General features: G+C 68.9%; 17 protein-coding genes, 1 tRNA gene and 1 pseudogene. 11 read left to right on the top strand and 8 right to left on the bottom strand.

What is annotated here, in order from left to right; genetic code table 11:
- Positions 1-39: 39 nt before the first annotated feature.
- Both Aco04nite_RS31540 and Aco04nite_RS31535 read right to left on the bottom strand, forming a co-directional pair.
- Positions 40-354 (bottom strand): sigma-70 family RNA polymerase sigma factor, encoded by a 315-nt coding sequence (locus tag Aco04nite_RS31540; RefSeq protein ID WP_213000882.1) that lies wholly within the window; start codon positions 352-354, stop codon positions 40-42.
- A gap of 91 nt (positions 355-445) precedes the next feature.
- Positions 446-1,336 carry a DUF2716 domain-containing protein gene (locus Aco04nite_RS31535; protein WP_244876443.1) on the bottom strand — a complete coding sequence of 297 codons (891 nt, stop codon included), beginning with the start codon at positions 1,334-1,336 and terminating at the stop codon, positions 446-448.
- A 97-nt stretch (positions 1,337-1,433) separates the two neighbouring features.
- Here Aco04nite_RS31535 and Aco04nite_RS31530 point away from each other — a divergent pair, with 97 nt between their 5' ends.
- On the top strand, positions 1,434-2,438 hold the full coding sequence (locus Aco04nite_RS31530) for an alpha/beta fold hydrolase (protein ID WP_244876429.1): 1,005 nt from the start codon (positions 1,434-1,436) through the stop codon (positions 2,436-2,438).
- A gap of 53 nt (positions 2,439-2,491) precedes the next feature.
- On the opposite strand, the gene Aco04nite_RS31525 is transcribed toward Aco04nite_RS31530, so the two are convergent.
- Positions 2,492-3,229 (bottom strand): SDR family NAD(P)-dependent oxidoreductase, encoded by a 738-nt coding sequence (locus tag Aco04nite_RS31525; RefSeq protein WP_213000880.1) that lies wholly within the window; start codon positions 3,227-3,229, stop codon positions 2,492-2,494.
- A 161-nt stretch (positions 3,230-3,390) separates the two neighbouring features.
- Here Aco04nite_RS31525 and Aco04nite_RS31520 point away from each other — a divergent pair, with 161 nt between their 5' ends.
- Positions 3,391-4,101: a class I SAM-dependent methyltransferase gene (locus Aco04nite_RS31520; protein WP_213000879.1), complete on the top strand. Its 711-nt coding sequence runs from the start codon at positions 3,391-3,393 to the stop codon at positions 4,099-4,101.
- On the opposite strand, the gene Aco04nite_RS31515 is transcribed toward Aco04nite_RS31520, so the two are convergent.
- From Aco04nite_RS31515 to Aco04nite_RS31505, 3 genes are all read right to left on the bottom strand, one after another.
- Positions 4,098-4,286 (bottom strand): hypothetical protein, encoded by a 189-nt coding sequence (locus Aco04nite_RS31515; RefSeq protein WP_213000878.1) that lies wholly within the window; start codon positions 4,284-4,286, stop codon positions 4,098-4,100. The genes Aco04nite_RS31520 and Aco04nite_RS31515 overlap by 4 nt on opposite strands.
- A 102-nt stretch (positions 4,287-4,388) precedes the next feature.
- Positions 4,389-4,835, bottom strand: a complete 447-nt coding sequence (gene ybiA / locus Aco04nite_RS31510) for a riboflavin biosynthesis intermediates N-glycosidase (RefSeq protein WP_213000877.1) — start codon at positions 4,833-4,835, stop codon at positions 4,389-4,391.
- Between the two features lie 76 nt (positions 4,836-4,911).
- Positions 4,912-5,637 (bottom strand): carbon-nitrogen hydrolase family protein, encoded by a 726-nt coding sequence (locus Aco04nite_RS31505; RefSeq protein WP_213000876.1) that lies wholly within the window; start codon positions 5,635-5,637, stop codon positions 4,912-4,914.
- A gap of 46 nt (positions 5,638-5,683) precedes the next feature.
- On the opposite strand from Aco04nite_RS31505, the gene Aco04nite_RS31500 reads away from it, so the two are divergent.
- The 5 genes from Aco04nite_RS31500 to Aco04nite_RS31480 are packed head-to-tail and all read left to right on the top strand — an operon-like array spanning position 5,684 to position 10,700.
- Complete coding sequence (locus Aco04nite_RS31500; protein ID WP_213000875.1) at positions 5,684-5,926, top strand: hypothetical protein; 243 nt, start codon at positions 5,684-5,686, stop codon at positions 5,924-5,926.
- Between the two features lie 17 nt (positions 5,927-5,943).
- Positions 5,944-6,330, top strand: a complete 387-nt coding sequence (locus Aco04nite_RS31495) for a hypothetical protein (RefSeq protein ID WP_213000874.1) — start codon at positions 5,944-5,946, stop codon at positions 6,328-6,330.
- Between the two features lie 28 nt (positions 6,331-6,358).
- Complete coding sequence (locus tag Aco04nite_RS31490; protein WP_213000873.1) at positions 6,359-9,100, top strand: helix-turn-helix transcriptional regulator; 2,742 nt, start codon at positions 6,359-6,361, stop codon at positions 9,098-9,100.
- Between the two features lie 10 nt (positions 9,101-9,110).
- Positions 9,111-9,530 (top strand): tautomerase family protein, encoded by a 420-nt coding sequence (locus Aco04nite_RS31485; protein ID WP_213000872.1) that lies wholly within the window; start codon positions 9,111-9,113, stop codon positions 9,528-9,530.
- A 9-nt stretch (positions 9,531-9,539) separates the two neighbouring features.
- Entirely contained in the window at positions 9,540-10,700 is a 1,161-nt protein-coding gene (locus Aco04nite_RS31480) for a barstar family protein (RefSeq protein ID WP_213000871.1), read from the top strand.
- 44 nt (positions 10,701-10,744) lie between these two features.
- On the opposite strand, the pseudogene Aco04nite_RS31475 reads toward Aco04nite_RS31480, so the two are convergent.
- Together Aco04nite_RS31475 and Aco04nite_RS31470 are read right to left on the bottom strand one after the other, a co-directional pair.
- A pseudogene (locus Aco04nite_RS31475) lies at positions 10,745-10,870 on the bottom strand (FAD-dependent monooxygenase); the annotation flags it as partial.
- Between the two features lie 22 nt (positions 10,871-10,892).
- Positions 10,893-11,456 carry a hypothetical protein gene (locus Aco04nite_RS31470; RefSeq protein ID WP_213000870.1) on the bottom strand — a complete coding sequence of 188 codons (564 nt, stop codon included), beginning with the start codon at positions 11,454-11,456 and terminating at the stop codon, positions 10,893-10,895.
- 45 nt (positions 11,457-11,501) lie between these two features.
- Here Aco04nite_RS31470 and Aco04nite_RS31465 point away from each other — a divergent pair, with 45 nt between their 5' ends.
- From Aco04nite_RS31465 to Aco04nite_RS31450, 4 genes are all read left to right on the top strand, one after another.
- Positions 11,502-12,710, top strand: a complete 1,209-nt coding sequence (locus Aco04nite_RS31465; RefSeq protein WP_213000869.1) for a hypothetical protein — start codon at positions 11,502-11,504, stop codon at positions 12,708-12,710.
- Between the two features lie 121 nt (positions 12,711-12,831).
- Positions 12,832-12,893: transfer RNA gene (locus Aco04nite_RS31460), tRNA-Ser, on the top strand.
- A gap of 120 nt (positions 12,894-13,013) precedes the next feature.
- Positions 13,014-14,564: a TROVE domain-containing protein gene (locus tag Aco04nite_RS31455; RefSeq protein WP_213000868.1), complete on the top strand. Its 1,551-nt coding sequence runs from the start codon at positions 13,014-13,016 to the stop codon at positions 14,562-14,564.
- 95 nt (positions 14,565-14,659) lie between these two features.
- A complete protein-coding gene (locus Aco04nite_RS31450) occupies positions 14,660-15,577 on the top strand; it encodes an NADP-dependent oxidoreductase (protein ID WP_213000867.1) in 918 nt (305 codons plus the stop codon).
- Positions 15,578-15,595 lie beyond the last annotated feature (18 nt).

Here is a 15,595-nt window from a genome sequence, read left to right as displayed (position 1 = left end):
GCAAGGCCGGTTGCGGTACGCCCCTGGAGACTCGCCTGATCACCGATTTCCGCGACCAGGCGCCGGCCGATGCACCACGCACTCCCCGGAAGCGCCGCGCGTGCGTGGCACCAGGTGACCCGGGCGGCTGATGGCGACCATGCGGGACAGGTCGCGCATCGCGTGGTAGAGCCGGGCCTTGGCGACCTCCGGAGCGAGACCGAGCAGCTGCGCCGCCTCGGTTGTCGTCCGGCCGCCGAAGTATGTTGCGGCGAGGATCTCCAGGTGCTGGTTCGGGAGGCTTCGCAGCAAGAATTCCATCGGCGGTGGTTCGTTCGCGCCGACCGTGATCGGGTCACCCTGCGTCGTCAGCATCTTCAGCACTCTGCTCACCACACCGCCGCATCTCCAGTGCGCACCTGCGACGTAGTTGCCCGGTCACCGGCGGCAATGGGCTGGCAGGGGTCTATTCCAGGGTGGTCCGCTTGATCGGGAGCCAGCTCGTCAGCATCGGTACCAGGGTGGACACCAGCGGTTCCCCGAACACACAGAGCGTTCGTTCCCAGGGATGTCCGAACGTGCCGGTGGTCATGTCCTCGGTGAGGAAGATGTAGTAGTCGCCGTTCGGGAAGACCGTCGTCGCCCACTGCGGGTCCGGCTGGCAGGCGAACAGATGCGGCCAGAACCGGTACGACTGATGCTGCCAATCAAGCACCACGAGGCTGGTGTCGCTGCCCAGGACGCGGGTCAGCGCCACCAGGGCAAGACTGTTGATCGCCGAGGCGCCGGCCCCGAACTGCGCATGGCCGGCGTCGAAGATCGGCCCGAGATCGATCGTGACCGACGGCTCCGGCTCGGTGATCGCCGGCCATTGGTACATGCTGGGGCGGAAGTTGAAGCGCTGGTAGAACGGGTCCCAATAGGCGTCGTCGACGTCCATGGAGATCGGTTCCCACGCCGGCGGCACCGGTGGACCGTTCTCCACCAAGCGGTCCTCGACGCCGTAGACTATGCCGGCCACCCGCTCCTGCAAACCACGCAGCACGGTGACGGTGTCATGGTCGGTGTAGCCGGTATCAGCCTCCCAGTCCCGCGCCCAGCCCAACGTCTCGCTCGCGAACGCCAACTCCGTGGCAAGGAGCAGCCGCCGGAAATCCCGCCGCGACACCGGACGATCCGAGGCCGGCAGACCAGCGAGCCGTACGACATCCGATTGCATTTCCGGCCGATCGCCGTAACCGAGCAGCCGGGCAGTCTCGTCCCTGTCACCCTCCGAGCGCTCCCACTCCGTGACGCCGGCCCGCAGCAGTTCCCGCTCGGCCCGCGTGAGGAGGGTCAGATCAACCAGCGCATCCATGTCCACCGCCTGATCATGCAACAGCTCGGATCCAGTTGTGGTCACTCGCTGCCCCCGAGTGGGCGCTGCGCCACGCCCGCTGAGCGACAATGACGGGGTGCAGCAGCGGCTTGACCGGGTAGTGCTCGCCGACGGCACCGTCGTGGCGTACGCGTCGGTCGGGGCCGGGCGGCCGCTGGTCTATGTCATGGGCTGGCTGACGCATCTGCGGCTCGGCTGGGAACTGCCCGCTGAGCGGGCGCTCTACGAGGCGTTGGGGCAGGGCATCCGGCTCGTACGCTACGACCGCGCCGGATGTGGCATGTCGCCCGCCGTGGATCGCCCGGCGTCGCTGGCGTTCGAGCTCGAGCAGTTGGGCGCGATCGCGGCGGCGCTGGGCGAACCGTTCGATCTGATGGGCACGTCGATGGGGGCTCCGGTGGCCGTCGCGTGGGCGGCGGCGCATCCGGAAACCGTGCGGCGGCTGGTGCTCTACGGCGGGTGGGTGCGGGGGAGTGACGTGTCCGCTCCGGGCGTACGGAATCATGTTCTGGGGTTGGTGGAATCGCATTGGGGTCTGGGGTCCGATGTGCTGACCGACATTTTCGCCCCGGACGCCGACCGGTCGACGCGGGCCGAGCTCGCCCGCTATCAGCGTGCGTGCTCGAGCGCCGCGACGGCCCGGGAATTGCTGGCGTTGAGCTATGACATTGACGTCAGTGATTTGCTTGCGCAGGTGCGGGCACCGGCTCTCATCGTGCACCGTACGGGCGACCGCGCGGCACCTGTCGCCCAGGCCCACGCGCTCGCCGCCGGGATCAGCGGCGCTGAGCTGGTGTTGCTGGCGGGGCGGTCGCACCTGCCGTTCGCGGGGGACCGGGACGAGCTGGTGCGCGTGATCCGCCGGTTTCTCGGGCTGGGTGTCACCCGGCGGAGACCCGACGAGCTGACCCCTCGGCAGCGGGAGGTCGCCGACCTGGTGAGCCAGGGATGCACGAATCGCGAGATCGCGGTGCGGCTGGGCATCGACGAGCGTTCGGCCGAGGGGCACGTCGAGCGGATCCGGTTGCGGCTGGGATTCCGCTCCCGCGCCCAGATCGCCGCCTGGGTCAGCAGCCGGTAGCGTTTCCTCAGACCTGCGCGAAGCCGCCGGTCAGTCTTGCGCGAAGCGGTCGGTCAGACTTGTGCGAAGCCGCCGTCGACGAAGAGCTCGGTGCCGCGCACGAAGCTGGAGTCGTCGCTCGCCAGGAACAGCACTGCCGACGCGATCTCGGCGGGGCGTCCCATCCGGCCGGCCGGGACCATGCTCACGATGCGCTCCACGACCGGCGCCGGGATCTGCTCGACGATGGGCGTCGCGGTGGGGCCGGGATTGATCAGGTTCACCCGCAGGTCACGGGTGCCCCACTCCGCGGTCCAGACGCGCACGAACGAGCGCAGCGCCGCCTTGCTCGCCTGGTAAACGGTGGACCCCGGCACACCCCGGACCGAGCCCGCCGTGCCGTTCAGGATGATCGAACCGCCGTCGGCCATCAGCGGCAGCGCCTTCTGCACGGTCAGCAGCGTGCCGCGCACGTTGACGTCGAATACCGCGTCGAAGGACTCCTCGGTGACCGCTTCGAGGGGCTCGGCGAGGTTGCCGATGCCGGCGCAGGCGTAGAGCACGTCAACCCGGCCGTGCTCGCGTGCCACGGTCTCGAAGAGCCGGTCGAGGTCGGCCGGCACGCCCGAGTCGGCCTGCACCCCGGTGGCCGCGCCGGCCCCGATCGCGGCGACGGCCCGGTCGAGCCGTTCCTTGTCGCGCCCGGTGATGTAGACGTGCGCGCCTTCCTTGGCGAAGAGGAGCGCCGTTTCGAGGGCCATCCCCGACGTCGCCCCGGTGATGACAGCTACTTTTCCGTCGAGCTTTGCCACGATATTTCTCTCCTGCGATGAGTTACTTTCCTGAACCAACTCACCGTACGAAAGCCTCTCACCTGCCGGAAGTACGCACTTTTTCCTCCGGGCCTTACCGCATGGTTAGTGGGGTAGTTCCACGCCTGACACGTCACCGCGATCGGCGCAGAGTGGGTGCTGTGACCGACAACGACGTGGCAAGCGGCTATGAGGTGCACAGCGCGCGCGGAGCTTTCAACGCCGCTTTCTTCAGCGTGATGGGCCCCTACATCGAGTGGAACGTCCGCCGGCACAAGCGGCGTGTCTTCGCCGGTCTGCCGTCGACCGTCGTCGAGCTCGGCTCCGGAGTCGGCGCCAACCTCCGCTACCTCCAGCCGGGAACGACACTGGTCGCCATCGAGCCCAACCGCCCCATGCACCGGCGCCTGCGGGCTGCTGCTTCGCGTCGCGGCGTGCAGCTCGACCTTCACGAACGCCTCGCCGAGAGCACCGGGCTCCCGACCCGGAGCGCCGACGCGGTGATCTCGTCGCTGGTGCTCTGCACAGTGGCCGACCCCGCCGCGGTCCTGACCGAGGTCCGGCGCATCCTCCGGCCCGGCGGCACCTTCCGCTTCCTAGAACACGTCGCCGCCCCGGACGGTACACCCACCCGTGCCCTCCAACGCGCACTGCGCCGACCCTGGGCCTGGACCTTCGAAGGCTGCTCGTGCGAGCGCGACCTGGCCGGGCTGCTGCGAACCGCCGGCTTCACCCGCGTCGACATCACGGCCTACCGGCTGCACTCCCCGTTCATCCCGTTCAACACCCAGATCGCCGGCATCGCCCACACCGCCCCCGAAACCCAGCCACCCATCGCCCTGCGCGCGTCTGATTCATCTGGCGCCACCTAACGTTTCGTGGCGCGGTAGGTCCGGAGAAGCGCGGTGATCCTCCCGTAGTCGCGAGCGCCGTTCAGCTCGTCGAGCAGCTCGTCCGGGCACAGCTCGTATCGGTCGCCCCACCATCGGCGCGCCTTGTTGTCCCAGACCCGGTATCCACCGGGAACGCCCCGGGCCACATACCTCCGCCTGCTCATTGCCACGCCCTCCCGACCCGGCGGCACTCGCGCCGCCGAGATCCACCATCCCGTCTCCCCCAACGGGAGAGTCAAGCCCCCGAGCGACCCGATAATTGCGGACTATCCCTGATCGGCGAGGAGCCGGCTGCGGGTACGCATCAGGATCCGGCCGAGCATGTTCTTGCCGACCCCGGACCGGCCACGTCCCCAGTAGTGGTCGGTGTCGGTGTCCTCGACGAGCTCCTCGTGACCGGTGCCCAGCAGAACCGAGCGGATGTCGGCGTGGGTGGCGAACTTGGCCGCGACTGCCCGGCGCATCACGTCGTCCTTGACCCGGTCCCAGTCCCGGCGCAGCGGCCGGGACCGATCGCGACCCCACTGCGCGGCGCGCAGCGGTGTGGCCGCCCGGCGGATCAGGTCGGCATCGCGGGTGCCGGCGAACTTCTGCGCCTGGAAGTAGTGCTCCGACGTCGGCCACCAGCGGCCGTCCAGGTCGAAGCCGTGCGCGGAGAAGTTCGAGAAGCAGCCATACGGGACCTCGTCGGCACCGTAGAAGTAGATCGTCACCAGGGCCTCGGAGCAGAAAGGGGTAGGGACCCGCACCGTGCCACGGCCGCCGGCAACGCCGCAACCGAGTTGCTGCTCAGGGGATGTCGGCGAGGACCATGCCGGTGGTGCCGGTGGGGACCTGGCTGACCGTCTCGCCGGCGGGGTTGAGAAAGCCGGTTGGCCCCAGGCCGATCCGGTCGCTGTCGCGTTCGCCGGTGACGTCGGCGCTGACCAGCCACATACCGGTTTCTCGGACCCGGCGGGCGCGAATCTCGAAGTGCCGGGGCTGCCAGTGAAACGCGCTCTCCCGGCGCATCATGTTCTGCGCCGGCACCAGCAGGACCTGCGCCCCACGAGCGGCGACCGCGGCTGCGGCCTGCTCATGCTGGGTGTCGGAACAGATGTTGATCCCGAAACGTACGCCGCCCCGGTCGAACGCCGGATAGTCGTCGCCGGGCGTGAACACCTGTTCCCCGCTGGTCAGGAACGTCTTGCGGTAACGGCCGACGACCCGGCCGCCGACGACGACCACCGCGGTGTTGTAGAAGCCGTCGCCTGCACGTTCGATCATTCCCAGGACGAGCATCTGCTCAATTCCGGCCAGCCGCGCCAGCACGGAGTTGCACGCCGGTGAGCCGATCTCGAGCGCTTGACCGCGCACATGCTCATCGGTGACGAGGTACCCCTGCAGAAAGCACTCAGGAAACAGCAACAGGTCAGCCCCCGCGATGTCCGCCTCGCGCGCGAAGTCCTGCACGACCCCCACAGCCGCGTCCACGTCTGCGAGGATTTCCGGCGTCTGACAGGCACCGATCCGCATGGTCCCAAGTTAGCCACCCGTTGTCCGAGTGGACAAAGATGAGCGGATGGACGACCGCGAGCTTGTCAGCTATCTGCGCCGCTGCAACGAGGCGGACAACCATGCGTACGCTGAGGTGGCGGGGCGGTTCGGCGGGGACGCGCTGCTGGACAGCCACCTGCCGACGCTCGACCTGATCGACCAGCTCGCCCAGGAATGGCAGGTCATGGACCCCGCCGACGACCGCTACCCCGGTCTCACGTACGCGCTCCGCGTGCTCACCCAGGCCTACCAGCAACCCCAAGCCTGACGCCGAAAGGACCAGCCGTGCCGGTGATCGCAGACGTCCGGGACGTGGAGCAGATCGATGTCGTCGCGGTTGCCCCGCGCGAGGGCGGCGGTGACTGGGCCCGATGGGCTGTCGTGCCGGGCAAGGTGATCGGTACGTGGACGGGCGCGCGCGTTCGTGAAGTGCTCGACCTTGTCGCGGCGTTGCCCGAGGACGAACAGATGCGTTGCTTCAATCCTCGGTACGGCATTCGTGTTCGCTCCGAGGCGGCCGTTCTGTCCGAGGTGGCGCTCTGTTTCAGCTGCCACAACGCCCTGGTCATCCCGTCGGAGCACACCCCGGGCCTGCTGACCTGGTTCACGTTCGATCCGGAGAGTCCGCCTGCGCAGGAGCTGCTGCGGCTCTTTCGTGCCTGCGAGGCGTGAGGGCGCGGGGCGACCTTATTGTTGCCGGGTGGGGGAGATCGTCGGCCGGGAGCAGGAGCGGGAGCTGCTGCGTGGGCTGCTCGTGTCCGCGCGGCAAGGGCGCAGTGCGGTACTGGTCCTGCACGGTGAGCCCGGTGCGGGGAAGACGGCGCTGCTGGATGACGTGCAGGCTGAAGCGTACGGCTTCGATGTGCTGCGGTTCGACGCCGTGCAGAGTGAGGCGGCGCTGGGGTTCGGGGCGTTGCACCAGCTGCTCCGGCCCTGTCTGGGTGAGCTTGCGGGGTTGCCGGGGCCGCAGGGGGATGCATTGGCGGCGGCGTTCGGGCTCCGGGCGTACGCGGAGCCTCCTGATCTGTTCTTGATCGGTCTTGGTGCTTTGGGGTTGGTGTCCGCGCGGGCCGGTGATCGGCCGTTGTTGTGTGTGGTGGACGACGCGCAAAGGCTCGATCAGGAATCCGCCGCGGTTCTGGCGTTTGTCGCGCGTCGATTGGATGCCGACCCGATCGCCATGGTGTTCGCATTGCGCGAGAGTGACGCTTTCGACGGGCTTCCCCTGGCCCCGATTGCCGGGCTCGACCGGGCGGCCGCCGCTGAGTTGATCGAACGCGTCGCCGGAAATGGTGTGGACGCGCGCGTTCGCGATGCCGTAACTGCCGGAACGGGCGGGAACCCGCTTGCCCTCATCGAGCTTGCCCGCGAGCTGAGCCCGGCGCAGCTCTTCGGCGGTGCGCCTTTGCCGGACCCGATTCCGCCCGGGCCGGCGTTGGAACAGCGCTACCGCGACGCCATCCGCACGTTGCCCGGCGCCACACGTATCCTTTTGCTGACCGGCGCGGCCGACCCGAGTGGCGACCCGGAAGTGTTGTGGCGTGCGGGGAAAGAGCTCGGTTTCGGAGCCGAGGACGCCGCGCCCGCCGAGGAGCGCGAGCTGGTCGAGATTCGTGGATCGTTGCGATTCCGGCATCCGATGATTCGCTCAGCGGCGTATTACCAAGCGCCCCTTGCCGAACGGCAGCGCGTGCACGCCGCGCTCGCTGTGGTCAGTGCTGTGCTCGGCGAACCGGATCGGGAGGCGTGGCATCTCGCCGCGGCGACCAGCGATCCGGACGAGGCGGTGGCGGCGACGTTGCAGCGTGCGGCTGACCGTGAGCGGGGGCGTGGCGGGTGGGCGGCGGCTGCTGAGTTGCTGGCCAGGGCGGGGGCTTTGAGTCCCCGGCGGGCGGACCGGACTGTGCGGCTGTTGGCGGCGGCTGAGGCGGCGTGCGTTGCCGGTTCCGCATCCCGGGCACAGACGTTGCTGGACTCGCTGCACCCGATCGGCGCGCCGGAACTGCGGGTACAGGCCCGGATTCACCGGCTCCGCCGCGAACCGGTGGCCGCGACGACAACGCTGCTCGCCGCCGCGGTGGCACCAGGACAGCGGGGAGAGGTGGGGCTGCGGGCTGCGCGGGATGCGTTGCTGGAGGCGGTGGTGCAGGCGAAGATCAGTGATCGGCTGGCGCCGGCCGGGGCGACCGAGGCGGATGTCGCCAGGGTGGCGCGGTCGTTGCCGTTGCCGCGGGGGACGGCGCCGACCGTGGGTGATCTGCTGCTCGATGCGGACACCGCGCTGCACCTGGACGGGCTGACGATCGCCGCGCCGTTGCTCAGGCGTGCAATTGTGGCCACTCTGCAGGCTCCGCCGGATGCACCGGAACTGTTCGCGTGGCTGGCGGCGGCCTGCGCGCATGCGACCGTTCTCGCCGATGACGTGGCGCTGCACGAGGCGGCGTTCCGGTTGCGTGACGAGGCGACCAGGCGGGCCGCGGTGATCCCGATGGCGCTCGCGATGAGTCACACCGGCGCCGCCGAGCTGTGGGCGGGACATCTCCGTGAAGCCGAGCACTGTTTCAATCAGCGAACAGTGCTCAACCAGATGCTCGGGCCGGCGACCGGCGAGCAGGACTTGAGCGTGGGGTCGATGCTTGCCGCCGCGTGGTGTGGGCAGGGCGGGCTGTCGGTGCGGGTGCGGGCGGACGCCATCCGGCAGGGGCAGGGTTACCAGCTGGTCTTCGCCGACTACGCGGACTTCGTGGTGCGGTTGGGGAAAGGGCACTACGCCGACGCGTACGCCATCCTGGGCCCCCACGATTTCCGCACGTCACAGCTGAAGTTCGCGCTCGCCGACCTGGTCGAAGCGGCAGTGCGCAGCGGAGCCCCGGCGACCGCATTCGTCTCGCTTCTGAGCGAGTTGGCCGAAGCGTGTCCAGTTCCGCGCAATGTCGGCGACCTCGCCCGGGCCCGCGCGCTGCTCACCGATGACGAGGAGCAGTACCGCAGCGCCATCGAACTGCACGAACGAACACGAGGCCCGGCGTCCCGGGCGCGCAGCCATCAGGTGTACGGCGAATGGTTGCGGCGGGCGCGGCGGACCACGGAGGCGCGTACGCATCTGCGGACCGCGTACGAGTTGTTCGAGGACATGGGTGCCGGTGCTTTTGCTTCGCGGGCCGCTACGGAATTGGCTGCTGCGGGCGTACGGATAAAGGCGGCACGGACCGGTGATCAAGCCGCCGGCCTGACACCGCAGGAAGCGCGGATTGCGTGGCTCGCCGCTGCCGGCGCGACCAACACCGAGATCGCGGCGCAGCTCTACCTGAGCACCAACACGATCGAATACCACCTGCGGAAGGTGTTCCGGAAACTGGGTGTCTCCTCACGCCGCAAACTGCACGTGGAACTCGAAGGACTACGGACTTTCCGGGATGGCGAGCCGCACCCGGCACCCTAGCGTTGGCCTCATGCCGATGATCGACGTGTACGCCACCGAGGGAACGTTCCCGGACGTCAAAAAGCTCGCCCAGGACCTGGCCACCGCGGTCATGACCATCGAACAGGTCCCGCCGATCGCCATGTTCCGCAAGAACACGGCCGCGTTCGTGCACACGCTCCCCGCGGATTCCCTCAGCAACGTCGACGGGGACAGCGAATACGTGCGCGTCCAGGTCCTGACGAATGCGGGCGCCCTCGACCGGGAGAAACAGCTCGCGGTGGTCGCCGAACTGACCAGAATCGTCGCCGCGGCGGGCGGGGACCCGCAGCGCACCTGGGTGCTGCTCACCGAGGCACCGGAAGGTGGCTGGGGCCTGTGGGGCCACGCCCACACCAACGCCGAACTGGTAGCCGCCGCCCGGGCGGAACTGAGCAAGCCCACCGGCTAAAGTCGGCGCGTGTCGATTCCCTTGCGCTGGCGGCTGCTCGACGAGGAGACCGGTGCGACCGTCACCGAATGTGCGGACATCGACGGGCTTTTTGTCGACCGATTGTTTCCGGCCGAGCCGGTGTATGAGCGCTACACCCTGGTGAGTTGTGCGCCGTCCGGCCCTTTGCTCGCCGCGATCGACGGCACCGGGCCGGCCTGGTTCGGCAATTTCGGGGTGGTCGGCGCATGTGCCTCCGATCATCCGGGGACCGAGGTCTGCGGGAAGTGCTATCGGACCACGGAGGAACTGCTCGATATCCGGGTCGTCGGTCACCGGACCGCGGCGGACGGGTCCGGCCTGCTGGACATCGAGCTTGAGGGGCACCGCCGCGACGACGACAACAACGGTGGCGGAACGGTAGCGCCCGACGTTTCCGGCTATCTGTTGTTCGATTGGTCGGGCTCCGGCACACCGGTCGGTGAATGCCGGAAAACAGCGGGGCTGTTCCACGCACGACCGGACGGGTGGCCGCCGGGTCCGCCGCTCACTCTGCTGGGCTGCCGTCCCGGGCTGACCGGGTCGGTGCAGGCCGAGCTTGCCCACGTCCGCGTCGACGGCACGGTCAACAAGCTCGGCTGGGATTACCGGGTGCACGCACGTGTCGTTTCCACACGGCCGTCAACCCTCGGTGATGACCACATGGACATCGTCCTGGACGCTCCGATCCCCAGGCCGCTCGCCGCCAACGAGCGCCCGATCTGGGACATGTGGCGGGCCGGCGGCCCGGCCACGCCCAATCAGTGGGCGGAGCTTGATCGCAGCGGTCGCTTTCTGTGGGTGCAAGCCGCCGCGGCGCACCGGATCCATGCCCCGGACAAGCCGTCGGGCACCGTGTACACCATGGACGGGCGCTTCATAACCGACTACGACGGCTTCTTCTGCGCGATCGGTGAAGCGATCAACGGACCTGGCGGCTGGTTCGGTGGCGACTCGTTCTGGCTGCACGAGAACGCCGCGACCGGCGATGGCGGCGCAACTCCCGGGTTCCGGCTGATCTGGGAACACTCGCAGGTCGCGCGCGCCCATCTGGTCCCCGGCTACGACCGGACGAGCTGGGGACCTGCCACCACCTTCGACGACCTGGTCGATCAACTCATCCAGGAAGGCGTCCAGCTCGAACTGCGCTGACGCGTACGGGGATCTGGCCGGGTTGTCGCGGTGATCAGGGCCGCCTGCACGACTGCGGCCAGTTTCCAGCCGAGGTTCATGGCGTCCTGCAGTCCCAGCTTCAGGCCGACGCCGCCCGCCGGGAAGTGCATGTGCGTCGGCGCGGCAGGTTCGCGACGCATTGAGTGAAAGTCCGGGCGCCGAGATGCGGGATCAGCTGGTCTGCTGCGCGGCGGCCCAGGCCTGCCAGCCGGCGAGCCAGTCATCGTTGGCCGTCACCCGGGCGCGGACGGCTGAGCTGCTGGCCGAGAGACCGTAGGCCGAACGCCGCTGCCAGGCCTCCTGCGCGGACTGGCTGCGCAGCTTGGTACGCAGCTCGGTGCCGTAGAACAGCACCTCGTTGGTGGCCCGCCGGCGCAGGTCGTCGTCGGTGCGGAACCACGCGGCCTCGTGGTAGAGCGTCGCGAGCTGGGACATCGTGCTGCTCACGGCCTGGCTGGCCACCGGCTCCGCCTGCCCGCTCAGATCCATCTGGCGCTGCACCGCCGCCTGCCACAGCCCGGACCACGCGTCCGGCAGCTTCGGCTCCGTCCCGCCGTCGGCCAGCCATTCTGCCTGCTCAGCGGCGTTGCTCAGCACCGCCTCGGCCAGCGCCCGATGTGGCTCCCGGCGCGGGACATCCGGCTCGATGGACTCCTCGCGCTGGTTCGCTCCGCTGAACTCCATCGCCGCCTCCTCGTCATCCAGGATCGTGGGACAGTCCCAGTGTCGCAGCATCAGCAAAGCACCGCCGACAAGCGATCGGGCGATACCTTGATCGCCATGAGTCTGCGAGTGCTCACGGGACTGCTCGATCGCTCATTCGCGCGCATCGCGGAGTTGTCCGCCGATGGCCGTTTCTTCGACCGCACCGAGGTCGCCGGGATCGCCGATGTCTGGGACAACAACACGTTCCCCCTGTTCCGAGCAGCGCGTTTCCGCCCGGCCCGGGTCCGTGACCGGCACGCCGCGCAGGCCCTGCGATGGATGGCGGACCTGGGACCGTCACGCCACGCCTGGATGGTCCGGCACGGCGGTCAGCCCCTGGCGGCCCTGCTCGCGCCCGCAGCACCCGAGTCCCCTTACTACCGTGACTCCCTGGGCCGGATCCGCTTCAGCTCGGCGCCGCTGACCGTCGCGGCCGTTGCGAGCCTCACCCAGGACTACCGCCTGGACCAGGCCGAACTTCGCACCGTACGGGTGGAGCGCGCCGGAACCACCCTCGCCGGCTACCTGGCTGTCCAGACGACCACGGACGCCGTGGTGGAGCTGTACCTTCGCGACATTCAGGACGTACGTGTCGATACCTCCGACGTGACCGGCATCGTCCTCGCCGTGGCTGACCCGGGAGTGGAGATCCGGATCGGTGATCGCGGGCTGATCCGTTGCGCAGGAGCCGTGCTCGGACTGGATGACGATTCGTGGCATCTGACGCACGCGGGCCGGGCCGCCGACGCGATCACCCCCGCCCGGGAGCCGAGACCGCCGAAGCCACGCGTGAAAGAGAAATCGGTCGGCACGGCCGCGTATGTCCTGCACGAAGTGATGCTGCAGATCCGCACGGTCCGTTACGCAAAACAGGTCGGCAAGGTCCCGATCCGCGAATACTGCGCCGTGTTCGAGGGCGTAGGTGACGCCATTCTCAGTGCGGCGGGGCGGCCCTGGTGGTCGCGTGATGCCGCTTTCGGGCGGCTGACCGACGAATGGCTTGCGGTAAGCCCGCACCTGGCGACCCACATGGCGAAACGCTACAACTTCGGCACGCCGGCCGCACTCCCGGCCGAGCCCGTTCTGCCGGATCGCGGCGTGCTCACGCTGGCGAGCTGGACGGCATCGCAGGCAATCGTCAACTACGCGGTCGACGACGGCAGCTGGCGGCTCTGGTCCGCCGATTTCGAGCAGCCGCAACGGATGGTCCTGGAGACCTCGGCGTTCGGGGACGTCAGCCGCCTGCCGCAAAACTCGGGCGACATCGGGAAGCTTCGTTGCTAACTTCGTTCCTGCACCTCCCGGTGCGACGCGGGACGGCTACTTCATTGCATGGAAATCAATGCCGTTCTGCCCTTTGATCTCGGGAGGGGCAACAACTTCAGATGCGGTGGGTGCCCGGTGCGCAGGCAGCGGTTACTTCCACTCTTAATGGACAGGTCCCGGGTTCGAGTCCCGGTGCCGGCACCCAGGCCGGCATAGCTCAGGGGATAGAGCAGTTACGTTCCGAGGCCGACTTCGATCTCGGGCACCCCGCACTGAAGAATTGTTGCTCTCTTCCGGTCCGCGGAAGGAGTTCTTCTCGTCATGGCAAAGTTCAACACGACCACGGCGAAGCCCGCCGTGACCGGACCGATCACCAGCGCCGGCCCCGCCGTCACGTACGAGGGCGCCGCCGGAGTCGCCCGTGACGCCAGGTCTGAGCTTTTTCTTTTCGCCGTCGCCAACATGGTCGGCGAGGCCACGTTCTACGAGGCAGCAGGAGACCGTGACGCCCGTTACGCGCAGCTGGTCCGCCAGGTGGCGATCGCCGATCCGGAGTGGATCGCAGGATTTCTGACCTGGCTGCGCAGCCGTGCGAACATGCGCACCGCGTCCCTGGTCGGGGCGGCCGAGGCGACCCGTGCCCTGCTCACCGCGGGAAAGCCGGGCGGCCGTCAACTGATCGCTTCCGTGCTGCTGCGTGCCGACGAGCCCGGTGAAATGCTCGCCTATTGGACGGGCAAGTACGGCCGCGCGATCCCGAAGCCGGTCAAGCGCGGCATCGTTGACGCCGTTCAGCGCCTCTATACCGAGTTCTCACTGCTCAAGTACGACACGGCGGCGCACGGGTTCCGCTTCGCCGACGTCATCGACCTGACGCACCCGACTGCGGCCGCGGATTCGCCGTGGCAGGGCGACCTGTTCAAGGTGGCGCTCGACCGCCGGCACAAGCGCGACACGGCATTGCCCGCGTCGCTGCCGATGCTCGCCCGCAACGCCGAGCTGCGTGCGCGTGTTGCCGGAAATTCGTCGGCGTTGCTCGACGCCGACGCGTTGAAGGCCGCCGGCATGACGTGGGAGGACGCCCTCTCGCTCGCGGGTGCTCAGGTGGACAAGGCCGCGATGTGGAGCGCGCTCATCCCGAGCATGGGATATGCCGCTCTGCTGCGGAACCTGCGCAACTTCGATCAGGCCCAGGTGCCGGACGACGTCGCCACTGCGGTCGCCGAACGACTGTCCGATGCGGATCAGGTACGCCGCTCGCGTCAGTTCCCGTTCCGTTTCCTCGCCGCCTACCGGGCAGCACCGTCGCTGCGATGGGGTCACGCTCTCGACAAGGCGCTCAACCTGTCGCTGAGCAACGTGCCGAAGCTGCCGGGCCGCACGCTGGTCCTGGTGGACCGGTCCGGCTCGATGTTCGACACGATGTCGGCTCGCTCGGAGCTGACCCGCGCGGACGCCGCGGCGGTCTTCGGTGCGGCACTCGCGGCGCGAAACCCGGGCCAGGTCGACCTGGTGCAGTTCGGCACCCGCTCCCACTCCGTCGACGTACGCCCGGGGGAGTCGCTGCTACGTGTGATCGACCGCTTCAGCAACCTGGGCGGCACGAAGACCCGCACGGCGCTCCACAAGTGGTACGCCGGCCACGACCGCGTCCTCATCGTCACCGACGAGCAGGCCTGGGCGGGCGACGGCGACCCGGGCTCGGCCATCCCGCCGCACACCCCGCTATACACCTGGAACCTCGCCGGATACCAGGCGGGACACGGCGCGACCGGCCCCTACCGGCACACCTTCGGCGGCCTCACGGACGCCGCGTTCCGCATGGTCCCCCTGCTGGAATCGGGCCGGAACGGCACCTGGCCCTGGGAGTGAAGGGGCCCGTCGGCGTTTGTCGTCGGCGGGCTACCGTCGTACGCTCGGTTCAACTCCAACGATTACGTTGGAAATGAGCGCGGGAGGGTACGCCGGTGAAAGCAATCGGATTCATCGAGTTCGGGGGCCCGGAGGTGCTCGGCGTCCACGACCTCCCCGATCCGCATCCCGGCCCCGGCGAGGTCCGGGTCCGGGTCCGGGCAGCGGCCGTCAACCCGACCGACATCTCCCGGCGCACAGGCCTGCTCGGGGTCGGCGACGGACCCCCGCCGCACATCCCCGGCGCGGAAGCGGCCGGCGTGATCGACGAGCTCGGCGAGGGCAGCACGTGGCAGCTCGGCGACGAGGTCATGGCCCTGGCCATCCCGATGTCCGAGCACGGCGGCGCGTACGCCGAGTACCTCATCGCCCCGGACGACTCCATCGCCCGCATACCCGCGGGAACGTCGTTCGAGCAGGCCTGCACCCTGCCGATGAACGGCCTCACCGCGACCCAGATCCTGGAACTCGCCGCGCTGAAGCCCGGCCAGAGCATCGCTGTGACCGGAGCAGCGGGAATGGTCGGTACCTACCTGGTCCAGCTCGCCAAGATGCGGGGCCTGATCGTGATCGCGGACGCGGCACCCGAGGACATGGTCCTCAGGCCGGACCACCTCATCGAGCGGGGCGACAACGCTGCGGCCCGGATCCGCGCCGTCTTCCCCGACGGCGTGGACGCCCTGGCGGACACCGCTCTGCTGCACGAAACGGTGCTACCCGCCGTACGCGACGGTGGTGTGTTCGTCTCTCTGCGCCGCTGGAAAGGCGAGCCCACCCGGGGGATCCGCTACGAGGCCGCCTGGGTCTACGACGACTATCACTCGCAGGAAAAACTCGACGCACTGCGCCAGGCCGTCGAAGCCGGAGCGCTCACCCCGCGGGTCGCGGGTGTGCTCCCCGCTGAGGAAGCCGCCGAAGCACACCGCCGGGTCGAGGCAGGCGGATTCCGCGGCCGCCTGGTCCTGACGTTCTGAAAAGGACGCCCGGGACGC

Source organism: Winogradskya consettensis (assembly GCF_018332715.1).
In the GTDB taxonomy this organism is placed as follows: domain Bacteria; phylum Actinomycetota; class Actinomycetes; order Mycobacteriales; family Micromonosporaceae; genus Actinoplanes; species Actinoplanes consettensis.
This window is presented reverse-complemented; position numbering and strand designations above follow the sequence as displayed.